Source organism: Aeromonas sp. 130281, assembly GCF_056642115.1.
Genome location: NZ_JBWVQS010000002.1, coordinates 480,205 through 499,964 on the forward strand (window position 1 = coordinate 480,205; position 19,760 = coordinate 499,964).

The 19,760-nt window shown below is 62.2% G+C and carries 16 protein-coding genes; 4 read left to right on the top strand and 12 right to left on the bottom strand.

What is annotated here, in order from left to right; all coding sequences use genetic code 11:
* Nucleotides 1-231: 231 nt before the first annotated feature.
* On the bottom strand, nt 232-702 hold the full coding sequence (bamJ, locus tag AC1IN8_RS09150) for a BamJ family beta-barrel-assembly machinery protein (RefSeq protein ID WP_043130150.1): 471 nt from the start codon (nt 700-702) through the stop codon (nt 232-234).
* A gap of 137 nt (nt 703-839) precedes the next feature.
* Nucleotides 840-1,994: a sodium:phosphate symporter gene (locus AC1IN8_RS09155; RefSeq protein WP_005331846.1), complete on the bottom strand. Its 1,155-nt coding sequence runs from the start codon at nt 1,992-1,994 to the stop codon at nt 840-842.
* Between the two features lie 250 nt (nt 1,995-2,244).
* On the opposite strand from AC1IN8_RS09155, the gene AC1IN8_RS09160 reads away from it, so the two are divergent.
* The gene (locus AC1IN8_RS09160; protein WP_218409041.1) at nt 2,245-2,637 is read left to right on the top strand and encodes a hypothetical protein; all 393 of its coding nucleotides are present in this window, start codon (nt 2,245-2,247) and stop codon (nt 2,635-2,637) included.
* Nucleotides 2,638-2,715: 78 nt separating this feature from the next.
* On the opposite strand, the gene AC1IN8_RS09165 is transcribed toward AC1IN8_RS09160, so the two are convergent.
* The 4 genes from AC1IN8_RS09165 to AC1IN8_RS09180 all read right to left on the bottom strand — a co-directional run bounded on the left by AC1IN8_RS09165 (nt 2,716) and on the right by AC1IN8_RS09180 (nt 9,042).
* Entirely contained in the window at nt 2,716-4,026 is a 1,311-nt protein-coding gene (locus AC1IN8_RS09165; protein ID WP_479758760.1) for an APC family permease, read from the bottom strand.
* A gap of 435 nt (nt 4,027-4,461) precedes the next feature.
* Nucleotides 4,462-5,841, bottom strand: a complete 1,380-nt coding sequence (locus tag AC1IN8_RS09170; protein ID WP_479758682.1) for an APC family permease — start codon at nt 5,839-5,841, stop codon at nt 4,462-4,464.
* 208 nt (nt 5,842-6,049) lie between these two features.
* Entirely contained in the window at nt 6,050-7,348 is a 1,299-nt protein-coding gene (gene gabT, locus AC1IN8_RS09175; RefSeq protein ID WP_319913244.1) for a 4-aminobutyrate--2-oxoglutarate transaminase, read from the bottom strand.
* A gap of 230 nt (nt 7,349-7,578) precedes the next feature.
* Complete coding sequence (locus tag AC1IN8_RS09180) at nt 7,579-9,042, bottom strand: NAD-dependent succinate-semialdehyde dehydrogenase (protein WP_479758683.1); 1,464 nt, start codon at nt 9,040-9,042, stop codon at nt 7,579-7,581.
* A gap of 309 nt (nt 9,043-9,351) precedes the next feature.
* On the opposite strand from AC1IN8_RS09180, the gene puuR reads away from it, so the two are divergent.
* On the top strand, nt 9,352-9,963 hold the full coding sequence (gene puuR / locus AC1IN8_RS09185; RefSeq protein ID WP_005331862.1) for an HTH-type transcriptional regulator PuuR: 612 nt from the start codon (nt 9,352-9,354) through the stop codon (nt 9,961-9,963).
* Nucleotides 9,964-10,012: 49 nt separating this feature from the next.
* Nucleotides 10,013-11,290 (top strand): NAD(P)/FAD-dependent oxidoreductase, encoded by a 1,278-nt coding sequence (locus tag AC1IN8_RS09190; RefSeq protein ID WP_265436334.1) that lies wholly within the window; start codon nt 10,013-10,015, stop codon nt 11,288-11,290.
* Between the two features lie 295 nt (nt 11,291-11,585).
* Here AC1IN8_RS09190 and AC1IN8_RS09195 read toward each other — a convergent pair whose 3' ends face one another.
* The 5 genes from AC1IN8_RS09195 to AC1IN8_RS09215 all read right to left on the bottom strand — a co-directional run bounded on the left by AC1IN8_RS09195 (nt 11,586) and on the right by AC1IN8_RS09215 (nt 16,016).
* Nucleotides 11,586-12,791, bottom strand: a complete 1,206-nt coding sequence (locus AC1IN8_RS09195; protein WP_479758684.1) for a transporter — start codon at nt 12,789-12,791, stop codon at nt 11,586-11,588.
* 63 nt (nt 12,792-12,854) lie between these two features.
* A complete protein-coding gene (locus tag AC1IN8_RS09200; protein WP_265436333.1) occupies nt 12,855-13,514 on the bottom strand; it encodes a hypothetical protein in 660 nt (219 codons plus the stop codon).
* A 7-nt stretch (nt 13,515-13,521) separates the two neighbouring features.
* On the bottom strand, nt 13,522-14,199 hold the full coding sequence (locus AC1IN8_RS09205; RefSeq protein WP_319913248.1) for a C39 family peptidase: 678 nt from the start codon (nt 14,197-14,199) through the stop codon (nt 13,522-13,524).
* 53 nt (nt 14,200-14,252) lie between these two features.
* Nucleotides 14,253-15,245, bottom strand: a complete 993-nt coding sequence (locus AC1IN8_RS09210) for a hypothetical protein (protein ID WP_265436331.1) — start codon at nt 15,243-15,245, stop codon at nt 14,253-14,255.
* 192 nt (nt 15,246-15,437) lie between these two features.
* Nucleotides 15,438-16,016: a hypothetical protein gene (locus tag AC1IN8_RS09215; RefSeq protein WP_233721003.1), complete on the bottom strand. Its 579-nt coding sequence runs from the start codon at nt 16,014-16,016 to the stop codon at nt 15,438-15,440.
* A gap of 368 nt (nt 16,017-16,384) precedes the next feature.
* On the opposite strand from AC1IN8_RS09215, the gene AC1IN8_RS09220 reads away from it, so the two are divergent.
* Nucleotides 16,385-17,686 carry a sigma-54-dependent transcriptional regulator gene (locus tag AC1IN8_RS09220; RefSeq protein ID WP_319913249.1) on the top strand — a complete coding sequence of 434 codons (1,302 nt, stop codon included), beginning with the start codon at nt 16,385-16,387 and terminating at the stop codon, nt 17,684-17,686.
* 188 nt (nt 17,687-17,874) lie between these two features.
* On the opposite strand, the gene ggt is transcribed toward AC1IN8_RS09220, so the two are convergent.
* Nucleotides 17,875-19,656 (bottom strand): gamma-glutamyltransferase, encoded by a 1,782-nt coding sequence (ggt, locus tag AC1IN8_RS09225; RefSeq protein WP_479758685.1) that lies wholly within the window; start codon nt 19,654-19,656, stop codon nt 17,875-17,877.
* Between the last annotated feature and the right edge of the window lie 104 nt (nt 19,657-19,760).

Sequence of the window (19,760 nt, forward strand, 5' to 3'; positions counted from 1 at the left end):
CCGGGTCAGGGCAAGGGGCCACTGACGATGGGGTCATTATCTGCCTCGGCTAGGAAGTTAACAATGCGGCTATATGTATAAGCACTGTTCACTATGAGTTGATAGATGAAGGCGGGAGATGACCCTAAAACAGCAGGGCCAGCATCACCATGCTGGCCCTGCTTTCTTCATGTGCCGGGTATTGCAGGATGCCCGGCGGGAGCTCGTCTGCTGGTGCTCGAGCCAGAAACCTTACTGGATACCCAGCAGCTCCACGTCGAAGATCAGCACCGAGCCAGGTGGGATTTTACCGGCCGCGCGGTCGCCATAGGCGAGATTGGCGGGAATGTAGAAGCGGGTCTTCTCCCCTTCCACCATCAGTTGCACCCCTTCGGTCCAGCCCTTGATCACCTGGTTGAGGCCAAACTCGATGGGCTCGCCGCGGGCGATGGAGCTGTCAAACACGGTGCCGTCCAGCAGCTTGCCCTCGTAGTGCACCTTCACCTTGCTGGTGGCTGTGGGGTGAACCGTGCCGCTGCCCGGGGTCAGCACCTCGTACTGGAGGCCGGAGGCCGTGGTGGTGACCAGCGGTTTCTCCTTGTTGCTGGCGAGGAACTCGGCGCCCTTGCGCACGTTCTCTTCGGCCAGTTTTTTGTTATTGCTGCTGGAGTAGAAGTAGTAGGCGGCGCCGGCGATCAGCAGGGCGATCAGAATGAACTTCATCGGGTTTTCCTTAAATGCAATGAAGGCGGCATCTTATCCCAGTCGGGGAGGGAGGGCGAGTCGGGACGCAGGAGGATGTGATGGGGCAGACAGACGACGAGGGGCCAGGATCTGCCCCCTCGTCTCATGAGGGCGGATTACTTCACCGCCACCATCATCAGGGCGGGCAGGGCGAAGAAGAGCCCGCCCACGTAACCCAGCGCCAGCAGCTTGTTCTCGCTGCCGACCCGGGCCAGGGTCTCGGCGGCCTTGATGGGCAGCTCGCGCAGGAAGGGGACCCCGTAGATGAGCACCACTGCAAACAGGTTGAACAGCACGTGGACCAGGGCGATGGTCAGTGCCAGCTGGGCACCCGCACCGCTGATGGCGGTGGCGGCCAGCAGGGCGGTAATGGTGGTGCCGATGTTGGCCCCCAGGGTGAAGGGGTAGAGCTGACGGGTGTTGAACACACCGCCGCCGGCCAGGGGGATCATCAGGCTGGTGGTGGTGGAGGAGGACTGCACCATGACGGTCACCAGGGTGCCGGAGGCGATACCGGTCAGCGGACCACGGCCCAGAGCCTTGTGCAACAGCTCCTTGGCGCGGCCCACCATGACCCGTTGCAGCACCTTGCCGAGGGTGGTGACGCAACCCAGGATCAGCAGGATGCCGATGCAGATGGTGGCGATGGCGGCGCCCTTGCCCGGCAGGAAGGCGACGGCCCCATCGATGAGATCCAGTGCCGGCGAGATGATGGGCTTCATGAAGTCCATGCCTTTCATCGACATGTCGGCGGAGCCCATCAGCAGGCCGGAGACCCACTCAGCGCTCTGCTGCAGCAGGCCGAACATCAACTCCAGCGGCAGGAAGATGAAGACCGCCAGCAGGTTGAAGAAGTCGTGCACGGTGGCGGCGGCGAAGGCGCGGCGAAACTCCTCTCTGTCCCGGATGTGACCGAGGGAGACGATGGTGTTGGTGATGGTGGTGCCGAGGTTGGCTCCCATCACCATGGGGATGGCCATCTCCATGGGCAGGCCCCCCGCCACCAGGCCGACGATGACCGAGGTGACCGTGCTGGAGGACTGCACCAGGGCGGTGGCCAGGATGCCGAGCAGCAGGGCGACGAAGGGGTTGTTCGCGAAGGCGAAGATCTGGGCCGCGCCCTCGGCGCCGCCGGAGAAGCCCTTGAAGCCGTGGGAGACGGCACCAACGGCGACCAGGATCAGGTAGATCAGCGTGATCACCGCGAGCCAGTTGAACAGGGGGCCGGGACGGCGGGTCTGCTGGGGTGCGGAAGATACGGTGCTGTGCATATGGCCTCTTGGGGTCGTTCTGCGTTGAAATGGACGGGCGCATTACAGCAGCGCTCCATGACAGAAATATGACAACGTGACACTTTTATGATGTTTTGGTGACAGGGCGGCAGGGGGCGCCGCAGACAAAAAGTGTCGGAGCAAACGCCGATATGGTGTCATCCGGCTCATAACCGGCATCCCGTCTTGCACTGGGATCCCAGGGTTATATGCTGCCTCGCTTTCCTGTCTTCAAAATGAGGAAGCGATGATGCGTGCATGGGTTTTGTGTCTCTCCCTGGGGTTGTTGTCTGCCGGTGCGCAGGCCAGCGTGTTCAAGTCCGAGTGCAACCTCGACAAGGCGGCCAGAAACGAGGCGATGAATGCGACCCTGGGGGTCAAGGGCAACTGCGATGCCGACAAGCTGGTGCACCAGCAGAAGGAGAAGGCCAGGGCCGAGGTGAAGAAGAACACCACGGACGTGCTGGACAAGAAGACGGCGGGTCTGAAAGAGGCAAAGCAGAACACCAATGCGACCCTGGGCAAGCAGAGTGCCGAGCTGAAACAGGCGCAAGACAAGGTCAATCAGACCCGCAAGGATGTCAACGCCGTGGCCAGGGACCCGGTCAAGGCGGCCGCCACCGCGGTGATCAACCAGGGCTGAGGGATAGCCCGCCACAGGTCTGCATGCAAGAAGGGGAGCCCATGGCTCCCCTTCTGTTTGGTTGTCGTCCGGCCGTGCTTACTGGCTGTCGGCCACTTCCTCGTACTGACGGAAGGGAATGCGGAACACCGCCAGGCGAAGGAAGAGGTAGGTGACCCCGATCCCCGCCCAGATGAGACCGAGCTCCAGGGAACTCTGCTCCAGGTTGATCCAGAGCGCCCCTATGGTGGCGGCGCCCAGCAGCGGCAACACCAGGAACAGCAGGTGTTCCTTGAGGCTCTTGTTGCGCTTCTCACGTACCCAGAACTGGCCGATGACCGACAGGTTGACGAAGGTGAAGGCCACCAGGGCGCCGAAGTTCACCAGCGCCAGCGCCATGTCCAGATCGAACGACACGGCGGAGAGGGCCAGGGCCCCCACCAGCAGCACGTTGATGGCCGGGGTGCGCCAGGTGGGGTGGATGTAGCCGAACACCCGCTCCGGGATCATGCGATCGCGCCCCATCACATAGAGGATGCGCGACACGCCGGCATGGGCCGCCATGCCGGAGGCGAGCACGGCCGCCGTGGTGCACACCAGTACCACGCTCTGGAACAGGGTGCCGCCGACGTAGAGGGCTATTTCCGGCAGCACGGCGTCCGGCTCCTTGAAGCGAGCCAGATCCGGGAAGAACAGCTGCAGGCTGTAGGAGACGGTGACGAAGATGATGCCGCCGATCAGGGCCGTCAGCACGATGGCGCGGGGGATCACCTTGCCGGCGTTCGGGGTCTCCTCGGAGAGCGAACTCAGGCCGTCGAAGCCGAGGAAGGAGAAGCAGAGGATGGTGGCGCCGGTGAACAGCGGCAGCATGCTGGCGGACTCCACGTGGAATGGCCGGCTGCTCATCAGGGTGCCGGCCCCTTCACCGTGACTCAGGCCCCAGGCGATGAGGCCGAGGAAGGTGAGGATGATGGCGATCTGGATGAACACGATGAAGCCGTTGAGGTTCGCCACCAGCTTGATGCCACGCAGGTTCAGGAAGGTCATCACGGTCACCAGGCCGAAGATGAAGATCCAGGGATCGACGCCGGGGAACATGGCGGTCAGGTAGATCTTGGCCAGGAGGATGTTGATCATCGGCATGAACATGTAGTCGAGCAGGGAGGACCAGCCCACCATGAAGCCCACATAGGGGTGGAACACCTTCTGGGCGTAGGTGTAGGCGGAGCCCGCCGAGGGGAAGCGGCGCACCAGGTGGCCGTAGCTGAAGGCGGTCAGCAGAATGCCGCCGAGCGCCAGCAGGTAGGCGGTGGCGACCCGGCCCTCGGTGATGTCACCGACGATGGCGAAGGTGTCGAACACGGCCATGGGGGTCAGATAGGCCAGGCCCATCACCACCACTTGCCACATGCTGAGGGTTTTTATCAGACGAACGGGTTGCTGGCTCACTCAGGCTCCCTCCTTGCACGGCTGGCAGGAGGTGGAATGGCGTGAGGCCATGGGACTGGTTTCTCGCATCCGCAGCGAAGCGGTATGCAAACCACAGACGTTGGTCGCGCGGCGACCAAAGCAGGTTCCGGTGGCAACCGGAGACAAAGCCAATAAGAGCCCCATGTTTTTCCTCATTGCGGCATTAGGTTCATCTGAACCTAGATATCATTTCCGGAATGGTTCCGGCCTCGAAGTAGACACTTGTTTTCAAAATGAAAAATAACCGATGTGAGGATCACATCGGTTATTCAAATCGGCGCGCATTTTGCCCCAGATGGGGGGGGATGACAAGCCAGGATCGGCATTCCCGGCAAGAGAATGCACAAGGACAGGGTTTACATCAATAAACCGCGCCTATTCAGGTGTCGACGACAGGGGGGTCAGCCCGCTGCTGGCAAGGCTTGCCGCCTGCTGGCTCGGCAGCGAGACCCGCCAGACCGTGGTGCGCAAAAACAGATAAATCCCGCCGATGGCGGCCCAGATCAGCCCCAGCACCAGGGAGGTCTGCTCCAGGTTGAGCCAGAGTATGGTCACGGTTCCGGCCCCGAGCAGGGGCAGCACCAGGTATTGCAGGCGATCCTGCCAGGTCTTGTTGCGGCCCTGACGCACGTAGTAGCAGGAGATCACCGACAGATTGACCACGGTGAAGGCCACCAGGGCGCCGAAGTTGATCAGCGCCAGGGCTATCTCCAGATCGAAGCTGACGGCCGACAGGGCCAGCAGGCCCACCAGCAGTATGTTGAACACCGGGGTACGCCACTTGGGATGGATGTAGCCGAAGGTGCGCTGGGGCAGCACCTTGTCCCGCCCCATCACGTAGAGGATGCGGGAGACCCCGGCGTGGGAGGAGAGCCCCGAGGCCAGCACCGCCACGCAGGCACAGACCAGCACCACGCTCTGGAACAGCTTGCCGCCGACATAGAGGGCGATCTCCGGCAGCACGGCGTCCGGCGCCTTGAAGCGGGAGGCGTCCGGGAAGTAGAGCTGCAGGGCATAGGCCACCACCACGAAGATGAGGCCGCCAAGCAGGGCGGTCAGGATGATGGCTCTGGGGATCACCTTGCCGGCCTCCGGGGTCTCCTCGGAGAGGGCGCTCAGGCTGTCGAAGCCGAGGAAGGAGAAGCAGAGGATGGTGGCCCCGGTCAGCAGCGGCAAGATCTCTGTGCTGCCGCTGTAGATGGGCTGCAGGCTGAGGGTGCCGAGCCCTTCCCCCTGGTAGACCCCATGAGCGATCAGGCCGAGGAAGACCAGCATGATGGCCACCTGGATGAAGATGATGAGGCCGTTGAGGTTAGCCACCAGATCGATGCCGCGCAGGTTGATGGCGGTCATCAGCACCGTCATGCCGAGGATGAAGATCCAGGGCTCGACGCCGGGGAAGAGGGCGCTCAGATAGATCTTGGCCAGCAGCATGTTGATCATCGGCAGGAAGATGTAGTCGAGCAGGGAGGACCAGCCCACCATGAAGCCCACCACGGGGGAGAACTCCCGCTGGGCATAGGTGTAGGCCGAGCCCGCGATCGGGTAGTGACGCACCATCTTGCTGTAGCTGGAGGCGGTGAACAGCACCCCGACCAGGGCCAGCAGGTAGGCGGTGGTGACATGACCCTGGGTGATGTCGGTGACGATGCCGAAGGTATCGAACACCACCATGGGGGTCATGTAGGCCAGGCCCATCACGACCACTTGCCACAGGGTCAGGGTTTGTTTCAGTCGCGCAGGGCGTGGGGCCATGGGGCCTGTCTCCTAAGAATGCAGTGGTGAAGGGCCCGCCTGCCGAGCAGGGACAGGGCCCCATGACAGGGTGACTGGTCACAGAGGGAGCCAAGTGCTCCTGCCATCATTTTTTGGGGGCGAGATGATACCGTATAAGCAGGCCATCCGCGATGGACGGCCTGTCGTTATCTGACGATATTGTTCGTGCCAGCGAGAACCGCGGGCACTAACCCTGACTGGCGGCGGCCAGCGCCTGCTCCAGCAGGTCGAGTCCCTCGTCGATCAGCGCCGGGGAGGCGGTGAGGGGGGCGAGGAAGCGGATGACGTTGGCCCGCACGCCGCAGGCCAGCAGCACCAGGCCGCGCTTGCCTGCCTCTGCCACCAGCCGCCTGGTGAGATCCGGGTCCGGTTGGGTGGCATCGCGCCCCTTGACCAGCTCCATGGCCACCATGGCGCCGGGGCCGCGGATGTTGCCTATGCTGTCAAACCGCTCCGCCAGCTGGTGCAGGCGCCCCTTGATCTGCTCTCCTTGCACCAGGGCCTGCTGGTTCAGGCGCTCCTCCTCGATGACCTCCAGCACCGCCAGGGCGGCGGCGCAGGCGATGGGGGATCCCGCATAGGTACCCCCCAGGCCACCGGGCTTGGCGGCGTTCATCACCTCGCTCTTGCCCACCACGGCGGAGAGCGGGAAGCCGCCCGCCAGGCTCTTGGCCAGCGTCATGATGTCCGGCTCGACGCCGCTGTATTCGGTGGCGAAGGTCTTGCCGGTGCGACAGAAACCTGTCTGAATCTCGTCGCAGATGAGCAGGATGCCGTGCTGATCGCAGATCTTGCGCAGGGCTTGCAGGAAGCTCGGGGAGGCGACATAGAAGCCCCCCTCACCCTGCACCGGCTCTATGATGATGGCGGCCACCCGGGCCGGCTCGATGTCGGCGCTGAAGCAGAGATCCAGCGCAGCCAGGGCATCGGCCTCGCTCACCCCCAGGTAGTCGGCCGGGAAGGGCAGGTGATAGACCTCCCCCGGGAAGGGGCCGAAGCCGGTCTTGTAGGGCACCACCTTGCCGGTGAGCGCCATCCCCATCATGGTGCGGCCATGGAAGCCGCCCTTGAAGGCGATGGTGCCGCTGCGACCGGTGTGGGCGCGGGCGATCTTGATGGCGTTCTCCACCGCCTCGGCGCCGGTGGAGAGGAAGAGGGTGCGCTTGGGGGTCGGGCCCGGCACCAGGGCGTTGAGCTTCTCGGCCAGCTCGATATAGCCCGGGTAGGGGGTGACCTGGAAGCAGGTGTGGCTGAACTTCTCGAGCTGCTCGCGCACGGCGGCGACCACCCTGGGGTGGTTGTGACCTGTGTTGAGCACGGCGATGCCGGAGGCAAAGTCGATGTAGCGGTTGCCCTCCACGTCCCACAGCTCGGCGTTTTGCGCCCGGTCGATGAAGACCGGCAGCAGGGTGCCGACCCCCTGTACCACGGCCGCTTCACGGCGGGCTTGCCACGCCTGGTTTGAATGCTGTTCTGATTGACTCATCTTTCCTCCCTGAGGGGCATGGGCCCCTGATATTCCTGTGCAATCTGCTCATCGATTGAACCGCGCTGCCATCTGGCAGGGCGGCAGGTCCGGTGCGGTGCACGGGTGGCGTGCCGCAGGGCGCCGTCGACGCTCTCGTGAGGCCGGGCGGGCGCCCATGTCTATCTATAAAAACGATGGACGGGTGTCAGAGGCATCTTTTTTGGCGAGGCCTCTGCGGGTCATGGGTATCAGCGGATGCCGCCGAAGCAGAGGTATTTGGTCTCGAGGTACTCCTCCAGTCCCTCTGCCGCCCCTTCCCGACCCAGCCCCGACTCCTTGATGCCGCCAAAGGGGGCCAGTTCGGTCGAGATGATCCCCTCGTTGATCCCCACCATGCCGTACTCCAGCTGCTCGGCCACCCGCCACACCCGGGCGATGTCGCGGCCATAGAAGTAGGCGGCCAGGCCATAGGGGGTGTCGTTGGCGATGGCGATGGCCTCGGCCTCGGTTTCGAAGCGCACCAGCGGCGCCACCGGCCCGAAGATCTCCTCCTGCAGTATGGGGTTGTCCGGGGTCACGCCGGTCAGGATGGTGGGGTGGTAGAAGAGCGGGCCGGCGGGGTGGGCTTGCCCCCCCACCAGAACCCTGGCACCGGCGGCCTCGGCCTGGTTGACCAGGGAGGCGACCTTGTCGGCGGCGGCGGCATTGATGAGGGGGCCTATCTGGGTGCCTTCCCCCATGCCATCTCCTACCTTGAAGGCGCGCACCGCGGCGGCCAGCTTCTCGGCGAAGGCGTCATGGACGCTGGCCTGCACCAGGATGCGGTTGGCGCAGACGCAGGTCTGGCCGGCGTTGCGGTATTTGGAGGCGAGGGCCCCGGCCACGGCGGCGTCCAGATCCGCATCGTCGAACACGATGAAGGGGGCGTTGCCACCCAGCTCCAGGGAGAGCCGCTTCATGGTGTCGGCGCACTGGCGCATCAGGAGCTTGCCGATGCGGGTGGAGCCGGTGAAGGAGAGCTTGCGCACCGTCTTGTTGCTGCACAGCTCATTACCCACGGCCGCCGCCTGATGGGAGGTGACTATGTTGATGACCCCGGCGGGGATGCCCGCCTGCTCGGCCAGGGCCGCCAGCGCCAGCGCGCACAGGGGGGTCTCGGCGGCGGGCTTGATGACGATGGTGCAACCGGCGGCGAGTGCCGGGCCCGCCTTGCGGGTGATCATGGCGATGGGGAAGTTCCAGGGGGTGATGGCGGCCACCACGCCCACCGGCTGCTTGATGGTGGCCAGGCGCCGGTCACCGCTGAAACCCGGGATGGTGCGGCCATAGGCGCGTTTGCCCTCTTCCGCGAACCACTGGATGAAGCTGGCGCCGTAGGCCACCTCGCCCTTGGCTTCCGCCAGCGGTTTGCCCTGCTCGCAGGTCATGATGCGGGCCAGTTCATCCTGACTGGCCATGATGAGCTCGAACCAGGCGTGGAGCCGGCTGCCGCGCTCCTTGGCGGTGAGGGCGGCCCAGGCGGGCTGGGCATTGTGAGCCGCCGCGATGGCGAGCCGGGTGTCCGTCTCGTCCATGTCGGGTACCTGGGTGATGAGCTGGCCGGTCGCCGGGTTCAGGACCTCGAAGCGTTGTCCGCCATGGGCCTCGCACCAGCGGCCATCTATATAGGCAAGGGACTTGATCAGGGAGAGAGCGGGTTGTGATGCTGACATAGATAGGAAGCCTCGATTGTGGGTCTGGGTGGCCGACTCATCCCGTGGTGCCACCGTATAGAATAATAAGCACCTAACGACCATAAAGTGAGCCGAAATGTTTTTCAAGTGTTAAATATATTTGAGTGAACGGGGCGCTGCATGCTAAAAATGGGGCTCTCAGGACGATTCTAGCGTTTCTCATTGTGTTGGGTGTGCAAAATAATGAACGCTCTCAGCTGTGCAGGATAGCGAACAGGGTGCCGGGATTGACGCATTATATTAACCAGCCGCCACAAGGTATTCGAATGGCCATACAAGGAGGTGGGGATGCAGCAACCACAAGGTGAGGTCCAGTGGCAGACCATGACGGATAACCCCTTGTCTGACAAAGGGATGGATAAAACCATGGGGGAGCGGCTCGCCCTCCTTCGCCGTAGTCTCGGGCTCTCCCAGCGCCGGGCCGCCGAGCTGAGCGGGCTGACCCACGGCGCCATCTGCATGATAGAGCAGAACAAGGTGAGCCCCTCGGTCGCCTCGTTGCAAAAATTGCTCTGCGTCTACGAGCTGCCGCTCTCCCGCTTCTTCGCCGAGGAGGAGGCGCGGGCGCCGAGCGTGGTGATCAAGGCGGAGCAGCTCATCGAGCTGGGCAGCCAGGGGGTATCCATGAAGCTGGTGCACAACGGCAACAATCGTCGCCAGCTCGGCTTCATGCTGGAGACCTATGCCCCCGGCACGGACACCGGGGGCCAGGTCAAGCACCTGGGGGAGGAGGTGGGCACTGTGCTGGAAGGTTCTGTCGTGCTGAGCCTGGCGGGGCAGACCTATCAGCTCAGCGCCGGGGACAGCTATGTGATCGACACCGGCGAGCCCCACAGCTTCAGCAATCCGTCGGGGCAGGTCTGCCGCATCGTCAGCGCCCACACCCCCGCCAGCTTTTGACATTGAACAGCGCGAATATTGGAAACGAACCGGTAAGGAAACAGGGATCATGACCGAACATGTAAAGAGTTACTACGCAGCCAGTGCCAACAAACACGCCCCCTATCCCACGCTCACCGAGCAGCTTGAGTGCGACGTCTGCGTCATCGGGGCCGGGTATACCGGCCTCTCCAGTGCCCTGCATCTGGTGGAGAAGGGCTACAAGGTGGTGGTGCTGGAGGCGGCGCGAGTCGGCTTCGGCGCCAGCGGTCGCAATGGCGGCCAGATCGTCAACTCCTACAGCCGCGACATCGACACCATAGAAGCGAACTGCCCGCCGGATCAGGCCAGGCTGCTCGGCTCCATGTTGTTTGAGGGGGGAGAGATCATCCGCGAGCGGATCCAGCGCTACAACATCCAGTGCGATCTGCAGCAGGGGGGCGTCTTTGCCGCCGAGACCGAGAAGCAGCTCCACGAGCTCAAGGCACAACATGCCCGCTGGCAGAAGTGGGGCAACGATCAGCTGGAGCTGCTCGATGCCGACGGGGTGCGCGAGGTGGTGGCAAGCGATCGCTACGTCGGTGCCCTGCTGGACAAGCGCGGCGGTCATATTCACCCCCTCAACCTGGCGCTGGGAGAGGCAGAAGCCATCCGCATGCAGGGGGGGCAGATCTTCGAGCAGTCCGCCGTCACCAGCATCACTCCCGGTCAACCGGCTCTGGTCAAGACCGCCAAGGGGGCGGTGAAGGCGCGCTTCGTGGTGGTGGCTGGCAACGCCTACCTCGGCAACCTGGTGCCCGAGCTGGCGAGCAAGAGCATGCCGTGCGGCACCCAGGTCATCGCCACCGAGGTGCTGGGGGAGGAGCGGGCCCGCGCCCTGCTGCCGCAGAACTACTGCCTGGAAGATTGCAACTACCTGCTCGACTACTACAGAACCACAGGGGATCACCGGCTGATCTACGGCGGCGGCGTTGTCTATGGGGCGCGGGATCCGGCGGACATAGAGCGGCTGATCATCCCCAAGATGCTCAAGACCTTCCCCCAGCTCAAAGACGTCAAGGTGGAGTACACCTGGACCGGCAACTTCCTGCTCACCCTGTCGCGTCTGCCGCAGTTTGGTCGTATCGGCCCCAACATCTACTACATGCAGGGTTACAGCGGCCACGGCGTTACCTGTACCCATCTGGCGGGCAAGCTGCTCTCCGAGGTGCTGAGCGGTCAGGCGGAGCGCTTCGACGCCTTCGCCAGGCTGCCACACTACCCCTTCCCGGGCGGCCGCCTGCTGCGCATCCCCTTCACCGCCGCAGGAGCCGCCTGGTATACCCTGCGAGACAGGCTGGGGGTGTGATGCCCATAAACGGCGACTGAGTTATCGCGTCATGATGGCCGAGTGGTGAAGGACGTGAGCTTCTGGTGATTCGGCTGTCGAAAAGGGGGGGATAAGCGATTCCCTGTATCGCAGCGAGGGCGTCCCGGCACTCCTCTCAGGGGACGTGGCTGCCCTCAGGTGGTCGCTGGCAGCCAGGAGGCAGAACGACAGAGGGAGGCATAGTGCCTCCCTCTGTGATGGGTGAACAACCTGGATCCGCTTCAATGGCATGGGACTATCATCTGCCCGCTCAGGCTGCATCGACTCGCCGCTCTCAGAACCTATAGGGGAAACGCAGCCCTATGCTGTAGTCAGGCGCATCCGTGGTGAGCCCTGCCGACCAGTTGACTGCCATGGAGAGCTTGTCCGTGATGGCCCAGGTGGACCCCATACCGAAACTGGCCGCATTGGCATCGGAGCCGGTCACCTTCTCCATGTCAAAGCCTTCGGCTCCCTGGCTGGATTCGAGGGTGATGCGCTGGTTGATATTGAAGGAGAGGCTGAAGCGCTCGTTCAGTGCAAACGCGACCCCCAATCCATATTCATACCAGTCACCGAGCTGGATGCTGCCGGGTTGATCGCCGGGCTGGTAGGAGACATCGTCAAAGTCTTGCTTGAGGCTGTGGCCATAGTTGAGGTTGGCGAACAGGATGGCGGGATCCAGGGTCTTGACCAGGGAGAAGCCGGTGGACAGCTGCCAGAGCCCGTTGCCGGTGGCGAGCTCCTTGGGGACCATCAGGTTGCCAGATTCTGAGGTAATGAGCTCTATCCCGTAGGGATCCTTGCCGGTCGGCGCCTTGGCCCGCAGGTTCCAGACCAGATCCGGCCAATCTTCATCCTCGGCCAGGACCCTGTAGTAGATGGCGAGACTGAGATCGCCGAGCCCGCCATCGCTGACGCTCTGCTCCTCAAAGTCGCGGCTGGAGTTCTCCTTGCCGGTGCTCTGATAGTTGGTGTTGCGATACATATAGGGCACCGCAAGTTCCAGCTGCCAGCGATCATTGAGGGTGTAGCGGGTCACCAGGTCTGCGGTCCATTGATCCGAGCGGACCCTGTCCAGGTTGATTTCGCCCAGGAAGATGGCGTCCAGCGCCAGGAAACCGCGCAGGGCGAGATCCTTGCGGTTGTAGTGCTGGTAAGAGAGGCCGAAGTCGAGGGTCAGCGCACGATCGAACACGTTGTGTTGCTCGATCATCAGGTCTTCGGTACTGCGACCGACTTCCGGTGTGCGCCGTGTCGTATCGGGTTGGGAGGAGGCTGCGACGGCGGCCCCGCTTGCTCCTCCTGCTGTGGCGGCAGGCGTGGCCCCCGAGGCCTTGACGGCCTCCAGGCGAGCCTGTAACTGATGGAGGGCCTGATTTTGCTGGATCAATTGCTGACGCAACTGATCCAGCTGTTGTTGCAGGGCCTCTTCTTCTGCAGTTGCGCCCCAGCAGGTGAAGGGGGTCAGTGCAATCAACAGCATGGTCGACTGTTTCATCGAGATACGTCCTTGTTGTTTATTATCCTTTTTTATAGTTCAACCCATGGGATTCACCTGCTGTTAGCGAGAGAACCAGATCCGGGTCTGATTCAGGGTCTGCAATCCGTCTCCCCTGACCTTGTTGAACTGCAGCAGACCGCGGCTGAAGTCGGTGCCTCTCAGGCTCTGTTCCAGCAGGACTCGTCCGTCGGAGGAGTTTAGTTGCAACCCGGCGTAATTGCCCGAGACCCGGTAACTGGCTGTGCCAAGATCCCCCTGGTGCTCGTAATTGCCCGCGGAGACGATCTGCCCCGTCATTGCGGGGGGCGTCAGTGTAATACCCGCCTGGTTCACCGAGCTGTTGCCGCTCCCCTCCAGTTGCACTACCTGCACCAGGCCTGCGCCTTGTACGGAGGCACTCTGGGGCGTCGTTGTGACAGCCTTGACCTCATCCTTGATGCGGACATCCAGCTTGGGCTTGTTTTGCACCACGCTCAGCGCCAGGTTCATGGCGGCCGTTTGTTGGGCCTGGGCCGTGGTCAGGGATGAGATGAACTCGATGCCGAAGTAGCTGATCCCGTGGCTGCTGACGTAGCGGCCACGCAGATGGGCCAGTTCCCCATCGGCCAGTTCGGGGGCAAAGCTGTCTGACAGCAGCGCCAGAGGATCCGAGGCGGCCAGCAGCGGAGAGGCAAAGCCACCCAGACTGCAGATGAGGCATATGGCGGGTCGGGTATTCATGATGACCTCACATTAGCTCTTTGTGCTGAAAACCAAATTCCAGCAGGGATGTTTCATTGAGGGGGGCGAACAGCCCATCTTTTCCTCTGGCAGACAGGGGAGGTGCAGGATTGGCAAGGGGCGCATCAGGCCGATAGCCAGCGCCGATCACGGCAAGCAGTATGCCGTTCCAGCTCTCCTTGAACTCCTTGAAGGTGATCACTCGATTGCCGAGGGCGGGGTCTGCCAGATAGACACGGTCGTGGCGATCGATGGCGCGCAGCACGGCAAAGTGCTGGTAGCCGCGAATATTGAGCAGCACTATGGTGGGGACTCTCACCTGCCGCAATTTTTCATCTCCCAGGCGATAGCCTCTGACACGCATGCCGAGCATCTGCAAATATTGCTTCATGTCGAGCATGGAAAAGCCGAAATTCTTGACCTGTTCAGGGTCAGCCATGGCCAGCATGCCATCCATCACCCAGCGTTCATTCGTTGCATGGCCGTAGGAGTAGCGCAGTATGGTGGCGACTGCGGCGGCCCCACAGCTGAAATCTGTATGTTGGCGCTCGATATTGGCATAACGGCGCTCCAGAATGCTCTGTACCGGTTTGTTGAGATCCCCCAGTGCCGGGAGATGTTCTCCCAATGGCATATTGGCCGACCAGGCAGCAGGGCAGAATAACAACAGCAGTAGCCAGCGCATTGAGACCTCCATGTCCTGAAAAAAGGGGGCGCAAAGGCCCCCTCTGAAGTGCATTACTTGGCAAAGCCTGCGGCCAGCGAGAGGTTGTTCGCTTGCAGGTTGTTGGTGCCCGACGACACGTTCACCCCGATGTTGCCCACGGCACCGTTGAAGGCGCCGCCATCGATGGTTGCCCGGTTGAAGGTTTCGCGGCTGGTGTAGGTATTGACCACGGGTATGAAGCCAGTGGCATAACCGCTCAGCTTGATATCACCCTCTTCCTCGAACTTGAACTTGGAGTCCTTGCTGCCATCATCGTCCTGATTGTCATAGTCGATGTGGCCCCAGAGACTGCCGCCATTGGGATGATCACCATCCTTCCAGATTTCCGGATAGACGTTGTTGGTCTGCTTGCTCGTCCCTTCGTACTCACCCTCGGCTTTGAGCTTGAGGAAGATGGGGTTGTAGTCCACGGTCTTGGTGGCGCTCAGGCTCTTGTTTTCGGTCATGTTCTGGGTCACGCTCTGGCTGTTTGCCACCGTGGCCACGGCCATGTTGCCGGTGGACACCGAGGCCGCCATGTTGTTGGCCTGAACGTTACCCGAGCCAGACGTCACGTTGGCACCTATGTTGCCCGCGGCATCCTTGAATGCCCCATCGCCGATCCCGGCCTTGTTCTGATGACCGTGGTTGGTAGTCCAGTTCTGGCTGGCGCTTTGGGAGGAGAAGATCTCGGCATCCGAAGAACCACCGGCCATGCCATGTTGTTGGCCACGACCCATGATGAACTCGGCATCGACTTCGTCATAGGCTGCCAGAGAAGCGCTGTTGCCTTGTACGTTGGAGTCACCGGCTGCCACGTTGGCGCCGACGTTACCGGATGCACCCTTGAACGAGCCGTCAATTTTGCTCGTGTTTTCTGTTCTTGAGTTAGCAGTGCCGATCATGGAGCTGGATTGCTGGTTGTCCACCACCGCCATGCCGAGTTTGTTGACGTTGATGTAGCCGCCGACATTGACTCTGCCTTCGTATTCCACATCGACCTCTGCCTTGACCTTCTTGGTCAAGGTTGCCCCTGTCTCATCCCTGTCACCGCGGTAATCGGCGGAGGCGGTGCCCGACATGGCCATGACAACCGCAGCGGCTAATGAGCTATAAATAAGTCCACGCATAATGAGTCTCTCCATTGAACTTTCTGTGGAAGATTTGCCCATCGGCTGAATCTAAGCCCCCGGACTCGGCTTCCGATCCCTGCGACATCATGGGGATGTCGTTACTGCGCCAGCCAGAGGCAGGGAGACCATGTTGACTGCCTGGTTTCCCTGTCCCGTGACCTGGTTCACCTGGATGACGCCTTTGCTGCCCGTCAGGGCGTTGTCATCCAGATAGATGCTGGTGGTGGTGTTGGAGGGCACCTTGCCTGAAGGTGTCTTTGCCACACTGGTGCTGAGGTTGATGTCGGTCACCACGCCGATGCCGCTGTCATCCAGCGACAAGGCAAAGGCATTCAGCTGCTGGTTGGCTTCACCTGCGCCCTGATTGATCCCGACCAGCCCCTGGCTCTGGCTCAGCGCCGAGCCCAGAATGGCAACGCTCTGGTTGCCATTGAGATTGGTAGTGGATTGATTCTGCTGGCTAAACTGAACGATGGCCGGCCCTGATAGGGCGATGGCGGCGAGGTTGCCCTGCTGGTTGTTATTACCGGCAACCATATTGACACCCATGGCGCCACGAATGTTGCTGAGTGCTTGCGAGCCGAGATCAACCCGATTCTCTGCTTGTGACTGAGGTGCGAATGCGGAAAGAGGAATAATTGCCAGTGCAATATATGTTTTCATTCTCTGTCTCCATATGCCAGGAGGGCTTATTAGAGAGAGCAATGAGTGTGCCAATTGGTAACTTATTGATATGTATTGTTTTTGTATTTGAGTTATTTGTGTTTAAGTCTCAGGTTTGATAATGAACTTTTATATGATTCATCAACACATTGTTTATCAATGACTTTATTTTTTCTCACCGTTAATTTTGCTGTCTCATTATTGTGGTGTCATCAGTCTAAATGCGGGATGGTTTATAGTTATCATCGTCTGGCTACCTTGAGTTGGCGTCATTTGATGAACGTCATGCTTTGTCCAGATGAAGGAGTGAGCCTCAAAGAGCAATGGTCAGACTCTCTCGTGCAGAGGCGATAACAAGGAGTTTCCCTATGACAGAAACGGCATTGTTACTCATCAATTCATGTGCCGTACTGGAAAGCCTGCTGGTAAAAAGCGAGTGGCAAGTGGAGCAGGCGAGTTCCCTGGCGGTGGCAGAACAGAAATTGCAGGAAAAGGCTTATCCCCTGGTGCTGGTGGTGATCAAGCCGGAGCAGCATGACGCCTTGTATTCCCTGATTGGCCAACACTCCAGCAGCCTGTGGATTGGCCTGATCGAGCGTGATTGCCTGGCCAGCGAGGCCCTGCGCAACCTGCTTGCAGCCTGTTTTCATGATTTTCACACCTTCCCGCTCGATCAGGACAGACTCTCCCACAGCCTGGGTCATGCGCTGGGGATGGCACAGCTCATCCGGCGCCATCGCCCCAAGATGCCGGCTCAGCTGCGCTTCATCCAGGGGGAGAGCAGCGCCATTCGCCAGTTGCGCGAGCAGATCATGCGGCTGCAACATTGTCGCCTGCCCGTGCTGGTGACCGGGCCCAGCGGCACCGGCAAGGAGCTGGTGGCTCGTGAGCTGCACTACAGCACCTTCGGCGAAGACAGTCCCTTTGTGGCCGTCAACTGCGGCGCCATGCCCCATCAGCTGATCCAGTCCGAGCTGTTCGGCCACGTCAAGGGCGCCTTCACCGGTGCCCAGAGCCGCAAGATAGGCAAGATTGAGGCGGCCGATGGCGGCACCCTGTTCCTCGACGAAATCGGGGAGTTGCCACTGGAGGATCAGGCGACCCTGCTGCGCTTCTTGCAGGAGCAGAGCATAGAGGCCGTGGGCAGTCATCTGACTCGTAATGTGGATGTGAGGGTCATTGCCGCCACCAATATCGATGTGGAGCAGGCGGTGGCCAGCGGCGGATTTCGCATGGACCTCTACTATCGGCTCAATGTGGTGCGGCTGCGCACCCCTGCCTTGTGCGAACGGGCCGAGGACATCCAGCTGCTTGCCGATGACATCCTGGCAGAAGTGCGGGGAGGGAGAATGCTGAGCTTTACCCACAAGGCGCGTCAGGCCATGCAGTCCTATGGCTGGCCCGGCAATGTCAGGGAGCTGCGCAACCGGGTGCAGCGGGCAGCCGTGATGTGTTCTGGCCCCTTCATCGAGGCCGATGACATGGAGCTGACCAACATGGACTCCCTGCTGCTCGATGGATCGCTCAAGGCCGTGCGTGAGGCGGCGGAGCGCCAGGCGCTGCAACGGACGCTGGCCCGTTTCCCGGACCAGCTGGAGGAGGTGGCGCGCACCCTCGACATCTCGCGCGCCACCCTCTACCGGCTGCTGGACAAGCACGATCTGCTGTAGTCCCCGTCATTGCGTGCATGGCGGTCCTTGCCCCACGCCGTTCAGTGCCAGATCCCGGGCCACAGGCCCGGGTTTTTATTGGTGAAAATGTGCGCAAACCGGTGGGGCGGTGGATGCGAGCTAGGGGCTGCCAGGGGCCTTGCCAGCTGACACAGAGCGCGCCGCCCCCGTTGATGTGCGCCAGGGGATCACTCGCCCCTGGCAATCCCCTCCCGGCGCGGATCTGCGGCGCCAAACCAGCCGCCGGCATTGCGCTGTACCCCCTGCAAGCCCGAGGTCTGCTCGCTGAGCACGATTTCGTGACCCCTGGCCTTGAGTCCCTGGATTACGACCTCGGGCGTGCGCCCCTGCTCCAGCTCGGTGGGGCCGTTGCGGCTGCCGAAGTTGGGCAGGTTGATGGCCTGCTGCAGGTTCAGCCCCCAGTCCTGGGTGCCGAGCAGCGCCTTGCCCACGTAGTTGATGATGGCCGAGCCACCCGGGGAGCCCAGGCTCATCTCCAGCTGCTTGCTCTGCTTGTCGAACACCAGCAGGGGCGACATGGAGGATCGCGGGCGCTTGCCCGGCTCCACCCGGTTGGCCACCGGCAGGCCGGTGGCATCCACCGAGGTGAAGGAGAAGTCGGTGAGCTGGTTGTTGAGCAGGTAGCCGTTGACCATCAGCCGGGAGCCGAAGCCGTCCTCGATGGAGCTGGTCATGGAGACCGCCATGCCGTCTCGATCCACGATGGAGACGTGGCTGGTGGAGGGCAGCTCGGGGGTGGCATCCTGGCCACGGGCCAGTGCCTGCGGCGGGGTGCCCGGTTGGGCGACGCCCATGGACCTGGCGCCGATGAGTCGACCCCGCTCGGCGAGATAGCCCTTGTCGAGCATGCCGCGCACCGGCACGGCGACGAAGTCGCCGTCGGCCACGTACTGGTTGCGATCGGCGAAGGCGAGCCGCGCCGCCTCGCTGTAAAGGTGGATTGCCTCGCTCGAGGCGGCCAGCCGGTCGTCCGGCCCGGGCACGGGTTTGAGCGCTGCCATGTCCCGGCTCTCCAGCATGCCGAAGATCTGGCCGAGGGCCAGGGTGCCCGAGGAGGGGGTCGGGAAGCCGCACACCTCGCTCTGGCGATAGTCAAAGCAGAGGCCGTCCCGCAACCTGGCGCTGTAGCTGGCCAGATCCGCGGCGCTCAGCACCCCGGGGTTGGTGGGATGGGCGTGCACCTTGGCTACCATGGCCTCGGCGATGGGTCCTCGATAGAAGGCATCGGCACCATCCCGTGCCAGCGTCCTGAGTACCCCGGCCAGTGCCGGGTTGGTGAGGCGGGTGCCCGCCGCCTTGGGGCTGCCGTCCGCCTGGTAGAAGTAGGTCCTGGCCTCGGGGTCTTTGGCCAGATAGGGATCCTTGGCGAGCAGGGTGGTCAGGCGTGGGCTTATCACAAAGCCCTGCTCTGCCAGGGTGATGGCGGGTTCGAACAGGCTGGCCCAGGGCAGCTTGCCATAGCGCTCGTGGGCCAGGGCCAGGGCGCGCACCGTGCCGGGGGCGCCGACCGAGCGACCGCCTACCACGCCGTCGTAGAACGCCATCGGCTTGCCATCCTTCATGAACAGCTGATCCGTGGCCGCCGCCGGGGCCGTCTCACGGCCATCCACGGCCGCCACCTGCTTGCCATCCCACACCAGCATGAGGGAGCCGCCGCCGATCCCGGAGGATTGCGGCTCCACCAGGGTCAGTACCAGCTGGACGGCGATGGCCGCATCGACGGCACTGCCTCCCGCCTTGACGATCTGGTAGCCCGCATCCACCGCCAGCGGGTTGGCCGCGGCCACCATGAAGTCGCGCCCCTGCCAGCCCGGCTTGTCGGTCCAGCCGCTGGCCGCCTCCGGGGCGATCAGTGTCTGGGGAGGGGGGACATAATGAAAGGCACTCTGGGGGGCGCAGCCGGTGAGCAGGCCGAAGGCGACCAGCAGGGCGAGGGGTTTGAGGGACATGACAGGCTCCTTGTCGGTTTCTTGTACACCCGTCGAAATGTGGCACAGTTGGAGCCCGATTGAAAGATTGTCTTTATACTCATATGGTTACAAAAATATCAAGG

Coding starts and splice junctions, on each gene's coding strand:
- puuR (WP_005331862.1), top strand. CDS start 9,352: ATGCAGCAACCACAAGGTGAGGTCCAGTGGCAGACCATGACGGATAAC.
- AC1IN8_RS09195 (WP_479758684.1), bottom strand. CDS start 12,791: ATGAAACAGTCGACCATGCTGTTGATTGCACTGACCCCCTTCACCTGC.
- AC1IN8_RS09190 (WP_265436334.1), top strand. CDS start 10,013: ATGACCGAACATGTAAAGAGTTACTACGCAGCCAGTGCCAACAAACAC.
- AC1IN8_RS09200 (WP_265436333.1), bottom strand. CDS start 13,514: ATGAATACCCGACCCGCCATATGCCTCATCTGCAGTCTGGGTGGCTTT.
- gabT (WP_319913244.1), bottom strand. CDS start 7,348: ATGAGTCAATCAGAACAGCATTCAAACCAGGCGTGGCAAGCCCGCCGT.
- AC1IN8_RS09165 (WP_479758760.1), bottom strand. CDS start 4,026: ATGTGGCAAGTGGTGGTGATGGGCCTGGCCTATCTGACCCCCATGGCC.
- AC1IN8_RS09155 (WP_005331846.1), bottom strand. CDS start 1,994: ATGCACAGCACCGTATCTTCCGCACCCCAGCAGACCCGCCGTCCCGGC.
- ggt (WP_479758685.1), bottom strand. CDS start 19,656: ATGTCCCTCAAACCCCTCGCCCTGCTGGTCGCCTTCGGCCTGCTCACC.
- bamJ (WP_043130150.1), bottom strand. CDS start 702: ATGAAGTTCATTCTGATCGCCCTGCTGATCGCCGGCGCCGCCTACTAC.
- AC1IN8_RS09220 (WP_319913249.1), top strand. CDS start 16,385: ATGACAGAAACGGCATTGTTACTCATCAATTCATGTGCCGTACTGGAA.
- AC1IN8_RS09205 (WP_319913248.1), bottom strand. CDS start 14,199: ATGCGCTGGCTACTGCTGTTGTTATTCTGCCCTGCTGCCTGGTCGGCC.
- AC1IN8_RS09180 (WP_479758683.1), bottom strand. CDS start 9,042: ATGTCAGCATCACAACCCGCTCTCTCCCTGATCAAGTCCCTTGCCTAT.
- AC1IN8_RS09215 (WP_233721003.1), bottom strand. CDS start 16,016: ATGAAAACATATATTGCACTGGCAATTATTCCTCTTTCCGCATTCGCA.
- AC1IN8_RS09170 (WP_479758682.1), bottom strand. CDS start 5,841: ATGGCCCCACGCCCTGCGCGACTGAAACAAACCCTGACCCTGTGGCAA.
- AC1IN8_RS09160 (WP_218409041.1), top strand. CDS start 2,245: ATGCGTGCATGGGTTTTGTGTCTCTCCCTGGGGTTGTTGTCTGCCGGT.